Annotated in this window: 9 protein-coding genes; 6 read left to right on the top strand and 3 right to left on the bottom strand. The window is 65.8% G+C overall.

Features of this window, described 5'->3' with window-relative positions:
• Window positions 1–164 precede the first annotated feature (164 nt).
• Together Q0C42_RS03195 and dnaE are read left to right on the top strand one after the other, a co-directional pair.
• Window positions 165–704 (top strand): DUF2269 family protein, encoded by a 540-nt coding sequence (locus tag Q0C42_RS03195; RefSeq protein ID WP_295071850.1) that lies wholly within the window; start codon window positions 165–167, stop codon window positions 702–704.
• 42 nt (window positions 705–746) lie between these two features.
• The gene (dnaE, locus tag Q0C42_RS03190; RefSeq protein ID WP_295071847.1) at window positions 747–4205 is read left to right on the top strand and encodes a DNA polymerase III subunit alpha; all 3459 of its coding nucleotides are present in this window, start codon (window positions 747–749) and stop codon (window positions 4203–4205) included.
• Here the strand turns inward: dnaE and Q0C42_RS03185 are convergent.
• Genes Q0C42_RS03185 through uxuA form a run of 3 tightly spaced genes read right to left on the bottom strand, consistent with a single transcriptional unit; the run spans window position 4202 to window position 7000 of the window.
• Window positions 4202–5104: a sugar kinase gene (locus tag Q0C42_RS03185; protein WP_295071844.1), complete on the bottom strand. Its 903-nt coding sequence runs from the start codon at window positions 5102–5104 to the stop codon at window positions 4202–4204. The genes dnaE and Q0C42_RS03185 overlap by 4 nt on opposite strands.
• Complete coding sequence (locus Q0C42_RS03180) at window positions 5105–5791, bottom strand: RraA family protein (protein WP_295071842.1); 687 nt, start codon at window positions 5789–5791, stop codon at window positions 5105–5107.
• A gap of 12 nt (window positions 5792–5803) precedes the next feature.
• Window positions 5804–7000 (bottom strand): mannonate dehydratase, encoded by a 1197-nt coding sequence (uxuA, locus tag Q0C42_RS03175; protein ID WP_367115712.1) that lies wholly within the window; start codon window positions 6998–7000, stop codon window positions 5804–5806.
• A gap of 169 nt (window positions 7001–7169) precedes the next feature.
• Here uxuA and Q0C42_RS03170 point away from each other — a divergent pair, with 169 nt between their 5' ends.
• The 4 genes from Q0C42_RS03170 (at window position 7170) to Q0C42_RS03155 (ending at window position 11570) form a co-directional block, all read left to right on the top strand.
• A complete protein-coding gene (locus Q0C42_RS03170) occupies window positions 7170–7904 on the top strand; it encodes a FadR/GntR family transcriptional regulator (protein WP_295071839.1) in 735 nt (244 codons plus the stop codon).
• A gap of 118 nt (window positions 7905–8022) precedes the next feature.
• Window positions 8023–8991, top strand: coding sequence for a substrate-binding domain-containing protein (locus Q0C42_RS03165; protein WP_295071836.1), 969 nt, complete (start codon window positions 8023–8025; stop codon window positions 8989–8991).
• A gap of 63 nt (window positions 8992–9054) precedes the next feature.
• On the top strand, window positions 9055–10584 hold the full coding sequence (locus Q0C42_RS03160) for a sugar ABC transporter ATP-binding protein (protein WP_295071833.1): 1530 nt from the start codon (window positions 9055–9057) through the stop codon (window positions 10582–10584).
• Window positions 10581–11570, top strand: coding sequence for an ABC transporter permease (locus Q0C42_RS03155; RefSeq protein WP_295071830.1), 990 nt, complete (start codon window positions 10581–10583; stop codon window positions 11568–11570). The genes Q0C42_RS03160 and Q0C42_RS03155 overlap by 4 nt, the downstream gene beginning before the upstream one ends.
• Window positions 11571–11581 lie beyond the last annotated feature (11 nt).

Genomic DNA, 11581 nt, shown 5'->3' with positions numbered 1-11581 from the left:
ACTATTCGGGAAAAGGCGAAGCAGTTACCGGATTATGCCGAGGAATTAGCCAGACCCGCCGCCGCTGCAGGCTGACGCAGAGGTAAGGCAATCCTTACTCCACCCCGGAAACGGCCCCGTATATACACCCCGAACCGTTAGCATACACACAAATGGATTTTCCCATGGACTTCGAAACCACCCTCAAATTCGCTCACGTTCTCGCCGCCGTCCTCTGGGTCGGCGGCGGTTTTACCACCATCATCGCCGGCATCGTCCTTGCGGGCCGCTCCACCGCGCAGACCCAGCTTGCCATCGTCCAGGCGGTCGTCCTTCTCGCCCCGCGGCTCTTCATCCCGGCTTCCATCCTGACCTTGGCGACCGGAGTCACCCTCCTCTTCGTCGCCGGCTGGGGCTGGCAGCCCTTCACCGTCCTCGGCCTGGCCGGAGTGATCTTCACCGCCGGGTTCGGCGCCCTCGTCCTCGGCCCCTCCTGCGAGCGCGCTCTGAAACTGGCCGACACCCATGGTGCCGACGCCGCGATCCCCTCCCTCCGCCGCGTGCAGCGCCTGGCGATGATGGACTACGCCGTCCAGTTCGCCATCGTCTTCCTGATGGTGGTGAAACCCTCGTGGAGCGACTTTGCCGCCTTCGGCGGCATCGCTTCGATCATCGCCCTCGCGGCACTCGCCGCCCTGCGTCCGATCCCGCACGCCAACGTCTAAGGGGTCTTCCCCCATCGCGCCGGGCCGGGTAACCCTACACCCATGCCCGGCGCGCACCCCCGATTCATCCACCTTCGCACCCACACCGAACACTCGCTTCTCGAAGGCGCGGTGCCGGTGAAAAAGCTGGTCGATCTCTGCAAGGCCGCGGGGATGCCCGCCGTCGCCGTAACCGACACCAACAACATGTTCGCAGCACTGGAGTTTTCGGTCACCGCGATGGGGGCAGGGGTGCAGCCCATCGTCGGCTGCCAGATCGCCGTCGCCCACGACCCCGCCCAGCCCGGCGAGAAACCCCGCCAGCCCGCGCCCATCGTTCTGCTCGCCCAGACCGAACAAGGCTACATGAACCTGATGCGGCTCAACACCCGGCTCTACATCGACGGATCGATGACCGGCTCGGCCAACCTGCCGCAGGTGACGCTGGACGAACTCCAGCAGAACGCCGATGGCCTCATCTGCTTGACCGGCGGCCCCGATGGCCCCTTGGGGCGCTTCCACGCCACGGGCCAGCAGGCCAAGGCCCGCGCCATCCTAGAACGGCTGACCACGATCTACCCCAACCGCCTTTACGTCGAACTGCAACGCCATCCCGGCCCCGGAGGCGCGCTGGCCGAACAGGAGGCGCTGGCCGAACGGGGCGCCATCGACCTTGCCTACGAACTCGGCCTTCCCCTCGTCGCAACCAACGACGTCTACTTCCCCAAGACTGAAATGTACGAGGCGCACGATGCCCTCATCTGCATCGCCGAGGGCGCTTATGTCGACCAGCAGCAACCTCGCCGCCGCCTGACGCCGCAGCACTACTTCAAGTCTGAATCGGAAATGGCCGCCCTCTTCGCCGACCTGCCCGAGGCGCTGGAAAACACGGTCGAGATCGCCAAGCGCTGCGCCTATGCCGTCGCCAAACGCAAACCGATCCTGCCGAAATTCGCCGATGACGAGGTGAACGAACTTCGCCGTCAGGCGAACGAAGGCCTGCAGGCCCGCCTCAAGGTCATCCCCCATTCCGCCACGCCCGAAGAATACCAGGCCCGGCTGGATTTCGAGCTTGGGATCATCGAAAAGATGGGCTTCCCCGGCTACTTCCTGATCGTCGCCGACTTCATCAAATGGGCCAAGGACCACAACATTCCCGTGGGTCCGGGCCGGGGTTCGGGCGCAGGCTCACTGGTGGCCTATGCGCTGACGATCACCGACCTTGACCCCTTGCGCTACGCGCTTCTCTTCGAACGCTTCCTGAACCCGGAACGCGTCTCGATGCCCGACTTCGACATCGACTTCTGCATGGACCGGCGTGAAGAGGTCATCACCTACGTCCAAGGGAAATACGGCCGCGACAAGGTGGCCCAGATCATCACCTTCGGCGCTTTACTCTCCAAGGCCGCCGTCCGCGATGTGGGCCGCGTGCTGCAACTCTCCTACGGTCAGGTCGACAAGCTGTCGAAGATGATCCCGCTGGAAGGCGTCAAGCCGGTCAGCATCACCAAGGCCCTCGCCGATGAACCCCGCCTGCGGGAAGCGAAGAAGGAAGAGGTCGTCGCCCGCCTTCTCGACTACGCGGAAAAGATCGAAGGCCTCTACCGCAACGCCTCGACCCACGCCGCCGGGGTGGTGATCGGCGACCGCCCGCTGGACCAGCTGGTCCCGCTCTATCAGGACCCTAGGTCCGACATGCCGGCCACCCAGTTCAACATGAAATGGGTCGAACAGGCCGGGCTGGTTAAGTTCGACTTCCTTGGTCTGAAGACCCTGACCGTGATCCAGAACGCGATGGACCTTCTGGCCCTGCGCAGCATCAGCTTCGACATCAACCTGATCCCGCTGGACGACAAACCCAGTTACGACCTTTACGCCGCCGCGAAGACCGTCGCCGTCTTCCAGGTGGAAAGCTCGGGCATGATGGACGCGCTGCGCCGGATGAAGCCGACCTGCATCGAGGATATCGTGGCACTGGTGGCCCTCTATCGCCCCGGCCCGATGGAAAACATCCCGACCTACTGTGAGGTGAAGAACGGCCTCAAGGACCTGGAATCGATCCACCCCACCATCGACCACATCCTCGCCGAAACGCAGGGGATCATCGTCTACCAGGAACAGGTGATGCAGATCGCTCAGGTCATGGCGGGCTACTCCTTGGGCGGCGCCGACCTTCTGCGCCGCGCAATGGGCAAGAAGAACCCCGAGGAAATGGCCCGCGAACGACCGAAGTTCATCGAAGGCGCCAAGTCCACTCACAACATCCCCGCCGCCAAGGCCGGGGAAGTCTTCGACCTTCTGGAAAAATTCGCCAACTACGGCTTCAACAAATCCCACGCCGCCGCCTACGCAGTGGTCAGCTACCAGACCGCCTACCTCAAGGCGAACTACCCGGCCGAGTTCATGGCCGCCGTCATGAACTGCGACCTCCACCTCACCGACAAGCTTGCCGTCTACAAGCGTGAGGTCGACAAGCTCGGCCTGAAAACCATCGCCCCTTGCGTCAACGCCTCGCTTGCCACCTTCACCGTGCGCGACAACGCCCTCGTCTACGGCCTCGGCGCCCTGAAAAACGTCGGCGTCGATGCGATGCAGCTGATTGTGAACGCGCGCCAGAAGGACGGGGGCGACAAACCCTTCGCCACACTCTTCGACTTCGCCCGCCGCGCCGATTTCAAGCGGATCGGCAAGCGCCCCCTCGAAATGCTCGCCCGCGCCGGCTGCTTCGACCAGCTCGATCCCAACCGCGCCCGCGTCTTCGAAGCGCTGGACCCCCTCGTCGCCTACTCCGCCGCCATCCACGAGGCTGCCGCCTCCTCCCAGGTTTCCCTCTTCGGCACCGCCGGCGCCGACATCCCCGAACCCCGCCTCCCGTTCCGCGACGACTGGCTCCCGGTCGAGCGCCTTGCCCAGGAACACCAGGCCATCGGCTTCTACCTCTCCGGCCACCCGCTCGACGACTACATGTCCGCCCTGCGCAAGAAGGGGGTCGAGACTCTGACAGAAGTCACCCGCAAAGCCGAACGCGGTCCCTGCATCGCCAAGCTGGCGGGGTCGGTGTCGTCAAGACAGGAACGCAAATCCGCCAAGGGCAACCGCTTCGCTTTCGTCCAGCTTTCCGACCCGACCGGCCTGTACGAGGTCACCTGCTTCTCCGAAGTCCTTGAAGCCTCCCGCGACCACCTCGACGCGGGGTCCAACGTCGTCCTCACCGTCAAGGCCGAGCTTGAAGGCGAAACGCTCAAGCTCCTGGCGCAATCCATCACCCCCATCGATGCCGCCACTGCCACCGCCGGCGCGCAGGACCTCCGCATCCACCTCGTCCGCCCCGAGGCCGCGATCTCCCTCGCCGGCCTCCTCGCCAAGGTCGAGGGCCGCAGCCGCGCCTCGATCACCCTCTGCGTCACCGACCCCGAGGGCCGCGAGATCGACATCGACCTCCCCGGCCAATACCCCGTGACCCCCCAGATCAAGGGCGCGATCAAGGCCATGCAGGGCGTCCTCGCGGTCGAGGAAATCTAGCGCGGCAGGATCGCGCCACGGACCGAGACCACCCGCTCGGCAAGCCCCGCCGCCGCCGCTAGACAGTCCGCCACCTCCGCGCCGCGGTCCATCGCCGCGAGAAAACCGGCGTTGAAACTGTCCCCCGCGGCAGTCGTGTCCACCACGTTCACGTCCTCCGCAGCGGGCCGGTGCGTCCGGCTTCCGTCCAGGGCGATGGCCCCGTCGCCGCCGCACTTCAGCGCTCCCTGCCGAATGCCAGCCCTGGCATAGCGCGCCAGGATATCGTCGGTCAGCCGGTCCCCGAACAGCGCCGCCTCGTCGTCGCGTGACGGAAAGGCGATGTCGGTCAGCCCGATAAAACGGGACATCTGCTCCCGCGCAGTGACAAGATCGGGCCACAGTACCGGTCGGTAGTTCGTGTCGAAAGCCACCCGCCCGCCCCGGTCGCGGAACCGGACCAACCCCTCCGCCAGCCGGTCACGCGCGCCCTGATCAAGGATCGCAAGGCTGATCCCGGACAGGCACAGCGTGTCGAAGCCGTCCAGGAACGCCGGGCTCAGGCTGCTTTCGGGGCCGAACATCCGCCGCGCCGCCGAGGTCGACCGCCAGTAGGAAAAGCTGCGCTCGCCATGCTCGTCGGTGTCGATCAGGTACAGCCCGGGCATCTGGCCCGGAAGCCGCGCGACATGCGCCGTGTCCAGCGCCTCGGCCCGCAATGCGTCGATGATCCGGTCGGACTGCCGGTCCGTCCCCAGCGCCGTCACATAGGCGACGCGCCCCCGGCCCAAGGCCCGCGACAGGTAGACCGCGGTGTTGAACGTATCGCCCGCCACCCCGATCCGGGCCGTATCGCCGCCCGTGCGGGCAACCTCGACCATCACCTCGCCCAGACAGGCGATCCGGCCAAGCTGGCCCATTCACATCACTCCAAAGGTCTCGAAGGCCTCCACTGTGCTCATGCCGTTCTGAATGGCAAGCCGGACCTTGCTTTCCGTGGACACCTTCTCGAAGGCCTTGGTGATGGCTTCCTCTGCCGCCTCGGCCGGGATCACCAGCACACCGTCGCGGTCGCCATAGACGATATCACCAGGGCGAATAGCCACGCCCTCGATCTCGATGGGAACCCGATAGTCCACCACCTTGCCGCGCGGACCCTGGTCCTGCGCGAAACTCCCCATGCAGAAGGTCGGGAAGTTCAGGTCCAGGATTTCCGACGTATCCCGGCAATAGCCATCCAGCACCGCCCCCGCCGCTTTCAGGTGGATCGCCCGCGTCGACATCAGGCCCCCCCACAGCGCATAGCGCGGCGAGGACCCGGTGCAGATATAGACCTCGTGCGGCTTCAGGTCGTCCAGCGCCCGGAACATCAAGCCGAAGGGCTTGGCCGTCAGCGGGTTCTGCCCGGCGACCGAGGCCCCAAAGTGATCCGCCTCCAGCACCGGCATCGCCCGGCCCAGCACCACCATGTCGTCCCGCACCGGACGCAGACGCGGCGGCAGGAACTGGTGCAAGAGGCCCATCGTGTCCAGGATGTCCCCCACAACGGCGGTGAACAACTCGCGCTTCATCGCGGCGAACATCTCGGCATCATCGGCAAAACGCATGGTCTGGTCCCTTCAGTGCAAGCGGCGCGCGACGTCGATGCCGTGCATGACGCCACGAAGTTCTGCCAGGCCACGCAGCCGCCCGATCAGCGAGTAACCGGGGTTGATCCGATCCTTGGTCAGATCGTCGGCCATCAGGTGACCGTGGTCCGGCCGCAGCGGAATGCGCCAGTCCTTGCGCCCCTCCGCCCGCCGCCGCGCCTGCTCGTCCAGCAGCACCGCGATCACGGCGGGCAGGTCGGACGAACCGCCCAGATGATCCGCCTCATGGAACGACCCGTCCGGCTCTCGCGTCACGTTGCGCAGGTGGGTGAAGTGGATGCGCGGCGCGAACTCCTTCGCCATCGCCGTCAGGTCATTGTCCGCCCGCGTGCCAAAGGACCCGGTGCAGAAGGTCAACCCGTTCGCCCGCGTATCGGCCGCCGCGAAGATGCGCCGCACGTCCGCAGCGTCCGACACCACGCGGGGCAGGCCGAACAGGGGGAAGGCCGGGTCGTCGGGATGGATGCAGAGGTTGATCCCCACATCCTCCGCCACCGGCACCACCGCGCGCAGGAAGTGGTTCAGGTTCTCCGCCAGGTCCGCAGGACTGATCCCGTCATAGGCGGCCAGCGCCTGCAGGAACCCCGCCCGGTCATACTTCACCTCGGTTGCAGGCAACCCCGCGATCAGGTTTCGTTCGACGCGGGCAATTGCCGCCTCGTCCAGCGACGCCAACCGCGCCTTGGCCTCCTCCAGCCGCTTGGCCGAGTAATCCCCCTCCGCCCCCGGTCGCCGCAGCACGAAGACGTCATAAGCCGCGCAATCCACCGCGTCGAAGCGTAGCGCCAGCGCCCCGTTCGGCATTGGGTGGCGCAGTTCCGTCCGCGTCCAGTCCACCACCGGCATGAAGTTGTAGCAGACCGTACCGATCCCGTTCCGCGCCAAAGCCGCCAGCGTATCCTGCCAATGGCCGATGTAGCGGTCCCGCTCCGGAGTCCCCAGCTTGATCGACGGATGGACCGGAATGCTCTCCACCACCGACCAGCGCAGCCCCGCTGCCGCGATGGTGGCCTTGCGCCGGGCGATGGCCTCATCCGGCCAAGGCGAGCCGTCGTAGATCTCGTGGATCGCCGTCACGATCCCCGTCGCCCCGGCTTGCGCGATATGCGCCAGCGGCACCGGATCGCTGTCGCCATACCAGCGGAAACACTCCTCCATCTGCTCCATCCCTGCGCCTCTTATTGTTGGACCAGCCCGGCTCTTGATACCGCCTCGCCCACGAAAATCAACGGCTTTTCGGGCACGCCTCAACTGTTTCCGCACACTAGCGCGAACCGGATTGACAGAATCCGAATCCTGGACCAACAAATAGAAAAGTGAAACGGAAGGGCTCATCGTGCTGGCCGACGACAGCAACACACAGGTTGGACCTCCGGGGGCAGACGTCCCCCGCGTCTCCGCCGTGGACCGCCTTGTCGAACAGATCCGCGAGATGCTGACCGACCGCGGCCTGCGGATCGGCGATCCCGTCCCCACCGAACGCGACCTGGGCGAGATGTTCCAGGCCTCCCGCAACACCGTCCGCGAGGCGCTGGTCGTCCTGCGCGCCTACGGGCTGATCGAGACTCGCCCCAAGGTTGGTGCCGTGGTCGCCGCCGGGCATGGCGAGGCGATCAAGCGGCTTTTCTCCGTCCACAACGGCATCTCGCCGGACAGCTTCCGCGATCTGCAAGGCTACCGCCGGATCATTGAACTGGGCGTCGGCGACGAGGTGATCCTGAAAGCCTCCGACGCGGACATCGCCGCCCTCTCCCAGGTCAACGACCGCCTCATCACCGCCAGCACCGTCCCCGAGGCCGCCCAGGCCGACTATGATTTCCACGAGGCGATCATCGCGCTGGGCGGCAACCGCACCACGCTAGCCGCCTACCGGATGCTGTCCCCCGTGATCGTCGAGGTCATGCAGATCGGCAAATCCGCCCGCCCGGTGCAGACCGACACCCACGCCGCCCATGCCGAAGTCGTCGCCGCCCTTCTGGCCCGCGACCGCATCGCCTACGCCTACCTGATGAGCCGCCACCTGGAATTCGGCCTGCGCTTCGTCGCCGGCGCCAGTGACCGACGGACCTGAACCGCCGCGCAGCCCGCCCCTGTGGACTGCGCATCCAAGGCCGGAACGAAGCTCTCGCGCCCCGGCATCCAAGGAAGAGAGCGCAACGAACAACAGACCATTCGGGAGGAGTTCAATCATGATTACCAGACGGGGTATCCTGCTGTCGTCCGTGGGCGCAGCAGCCGCAGCCACCATCGGCCTGCCCAAAGCCGTGTTTGCCCAGGACCGCGCCATCGCCGGCATCGTCTTCCAGCAGGACCAGTACATGCGGACCGTGCTCATGGGCATGGCCGCCGCGGCCGAGGCTTCGGGGGTCGAGCTTCTGGAAGCCAACAGCGACAACAAGCTGGAAAAGGAAAGCCAGCTGATCGACACCTACATCGCCCGTGGCGTGCAGGCCATCGCGCTGACGCCCCTCTCGGCTGACGGCTCGATCCCGGCGATCCAGAAGGCGGTCGATGCCGGCATCACCGTCATCACCTTCGGCACCACGGTCAACAGCGACCTGCCCAAGGCCTCGATCACCTCGTCGAACATCGACCTCGGCAATGCCACCGGCGACGCCGCCAGCGCCTTCCTCAAGACCCTCGCCCCCGACCGCAAGGTCAAGATCGCCACGGTGGCCTTCAAGTCGCTTCTGCCCGAGCAAAGCGATGATCGCGTCAACGGCTTCCTCGACAAGGTGAAGGACCAGGTCGAAGTCGTCGCCCAACAGGACGCCTGGCTGGCCGAAAAGGCCGTCGCAGTCGCCTCGGACATCCTGACCGCGAACCCCGATATCGAGATCATCTACGCCGCCAACGAAGGCGGCACCATCGGCGCGGCCCAGGCCGTGAAGAAGGCCGGTCTCGAAGGCAAGGTCTTCGTCTTCGGCATCGACGGGACCGAGCAGCTTGCGAACATGCTGCTCGACCCCGACAACGTCCTGCAGGCCGTCACCGCCCAGCAGCCGTTCGAGGTTGGCCGCCTCGCGCTGGAGGCCGCCAACGCTGTCCTCGACGGCAAGGAAGTCGAAGCCAACCAGTCCGTCCCGGTGCTGCCGCTGACGCGCGGCAATCCCGACGGGGTCAAGGCCTTCCTCGAACAGCTGAAGACCCTCGGCTGACCTGAACCGGACCGGCCCGCGCTCCCCGGGCCGGTCCACCCTTACCCCAAGGCCGCATGACCCATGCTTGACGCTTCCCTCCCCACCGACCGGGGCCGGCTGGAATTCAACGCCGTGTCCAAGGCCTACGGCCCGACGCTGGCGCTGGCGCGGTTCAGCCATGACTTCACGCCGGGGAAGGTCCATGCCCTGATGGGCAAGAACGGGTCCGGCAAGTCCACCCTCGTGAAAATCCTGGCCGGAGTGATCCAGCCCTCCGAAGGCACCCTCCGCGTCAACGGCACCGATACCACCTTCGCCTCGCCGCACGATGCTTTCGGCGCGGGGGTGGTGACCGTCCATCAGGAACTGTCACTGATCCCCTCGCTGACCATCGGCGAGAACATCTTCCTCGGCCGCCTGCCGATGACCCGTCGCCTTGGCGTTCGCGTGATTGACTGGGCCCGGATGCACCGCGAGGCCGCGACCCTGCTCGCGGAGATGGGCCTCGACCTCGACACCCACGCCACCGTCTCCACCCTGTCGGTCGGCCAGCAGCAGGTGATCGAGATCGCGAAGGCCATGTCCTTCCGACCCTCGATCCTGCTCCTCGACGAACCCACCTCGGCCCTTGCCACGCGTGAGGTCGACCTGCTTTTCACCCTCGTCCGCCGCCTGCGCGACCGCGGGGTGACAATCCTCTACATCACCCACCGGATGAACGAGCTCTTCCAGATCGCCGACACCTGCACCGTCCTGCGCGACGGCAACTTCGCGGGCTCCATCGACATGGCCGGGGCCACCCCCGACCGCATCGTCGAGATGATGTTCGGCGAAACTGCCAAGGCCAAACGCCCGGCCCGCCAGGTGATCGACCGTAGCGGTTCGCCGCTTCTGGACGTCAAGGGTCTGACCCGACACGGCGTCTTTGCCGACATCAGCTTTCAGGTCCACCCCGGCGAAATCCTTGGCATCGCGGGCCTCCTCGGCGCGGGCCGGACCGAAGTGATGCGCGCCGTCTTTGGTGCCGACCCGGTGGATGCAGGCTCCGTGACAGTCGCCGGTCGCAGCTTCCAGCGCCCAGACCTCCAGACGATGAAGAACGCCGGCCTCGGCTACACGCCGGAAAACCGCAAGGAAGCCGGCCTCGTTCAGATTCTCTCCACCCATGACAACCTCTGCCTTGCCAGCCTCGCGCGCATCTCCTCGGCCGGGATCGTCAGCCGGGCGGGGGAGCAAGGCTTCGTCGACCGCCAGATCAAGGACCTTGCGATCAAGGTCCCCGACCCCTTGCTGCCGGTGTCGTCCCTGTCGGGCGGCAACCAGCAGAAGGTCGTCATCGGCAAGTGGATGAACACCGCTCCCAAAGTCATGTTCTTCGACGAACCCTCGCGCGGTGTCGATGTCCAGGCCAAGCGGCAGATCTTCGACATCATCTGGCAGAAGGCCTCCGAAGGCTTGGGCGCGGTCTTCGTCTCCACCGAACTGGAAGAAGTCCTGGAAGTCGCCGACCGCATCCTCGTGATGCGCCAAGGCCGCATCGTGGCCGAGGTGGACCCGACCGAGATCACCCTGAACGACCTCTACGCCCTCTGCATGAAGGATCAGACATGAGCGACGCGCCTACCACCGCGCAACGGGCGAACGGGGGGCTGATGCCCTTCGTGCGCACCTACACGATGGAACTGATCCTCTTGGCGCTGGTCGTCTTCCTGATCTTCACCGCACCGGGCTTTGCCTCCTTGGCGAACACCCTGAACGTCTTGCGCACCGTCGCCATGCTGGGGATCATCGCCTTCGGCATGACCGCCGTCATCATCGCGGGGGAGATCGACCTGTCCGTCGGGGCAGGGGCCGCCCTTGCCGGCTGCATCGTCGCCTGGTTCGGCGTGACCTACGCCGAAGCCTGGGGTGGCACGGCTGCTTTGGGGATCGGCTTCCTCGCCGCCCTGATCGTCGGCTTCTTCACCGGCTTCATGACCGGCAAGTTCCGCCAGTGGTTCAACGTGCCCAGCTTCATCACCACGCTGGCCCTCTTCACCGCCCTGCGCGGGGCGGCGAACCTGATCACCGGCGGCTTTCCCCTGTCGAACCTGCCCTCAAGCTTCGGCTTCTTCGGCGGCGGCTATCTCTTCGGCATCCCCTTCCCGGTCTACCTCTTCGCGCTGACTTTCGTCGCCATGCACTTCCTGATGAACCACACCAGCTTTGGCCGCTCGGTCTACGCCGTCGGTGGCAACATGGAGGCCGCGCGGCTTTCCGGCATCGACGTCTGGAAGGTCAAAAGCCTGACCCTCGCCCTGACCGGGGTCCTCACCGCCGTTTCCGGTACCCTCATCGCCTCGCAGATCGGCTCCGGCACCGGCACCACCGCCACGGGGATGGAGCTTGACGTCATCGCCGCCGTCATCATCGGGGGTACCTCCCTTTTCGGTGGCAAGGGGCGCATCTGGGGCACCTTCGTTGGCGTCATCTTCCTCGGCTGCATCTCGAACGGGATGACCCTGCTGAACGTCTCGGAATACTGGCAATACGTGGTGCGGGGGGCGATCATCCTGGGCGCCGTTCTCCTGAACCAGATGCTCGACCGCAGCCGCTGAAGGAAAGGGCG

This window comes from Tabrizicola sp. (assembly GCF_022842145.1).
GTDB lineage: Bacteria > Pseudomonadota > Alphaproteobacteria > Rhodobacterales > Rhodobacteraceae > Tabrizicola.
This window is presented reverse-complemented; position numbering and strand designations above follow the sequence as displayed.

Excerpts from the sequence above, each read along its gene's own strand:
- Q0C42_RS03155 (WP_295071830.1), top strand. The coding sequence starts at position 10,581 with ATGAGCGACGCGCCTACCACCGCGCAACGGGCGAACGGGGGGCTGATG.
- Q0C42_RS03165 (WP_295071836.1), top strand. The coding sequence starts at position 8,023 with ATGATTACCAGACGGGGTATCCTGCTGTCGTCCGTGGGCGCAGCAGCC.
- Q0C42_RS03185 (WP_295071844.1), bottom strand. The coding sequence starts at position 5,104 with ATGGGCCAGCTTGGCCGGATCGCCTGTCTGGGCGAGGTGATGGTCGAG.
- Q0C42_RS03195 (WP_295071850.1), top strand. The coding sequence starts at position 165 with ATGGACTTCGAAACCACCCTCAAATTCGCTCACGTTCTCGCCGCCGTC.
- Q0C42_RS03180 (WP_295071842.1), bottom strand. The coding sequence starts at position 5,791 with ATGCGTTTTGCCGATGATGCCGAGATGTTCGCCGCGATGAAGCGCGAG.
- Q0C42_RS03160 (WP_295071833.1), top strand. The coding sequence starts at position 9,055 with ATGCTTGACGCTTCCCTCCCCACCGACCGGGGCCGGCTGGAATTCAAC.
- uxuA (WP_367115712.1), bottom strand. The coding sequence starts at position 7,000 with ATGGAGCAGATGGAGGAGTGTTTCCGCTGGTATGGCGACAGCGATCCG.
- dnaE (WP_295071847.1), top strand. The coding sequence starts at position 747 with ATGCCCGGCGCGCACCCCCGATTCATCCACCTTCGCACCCACACCGAA.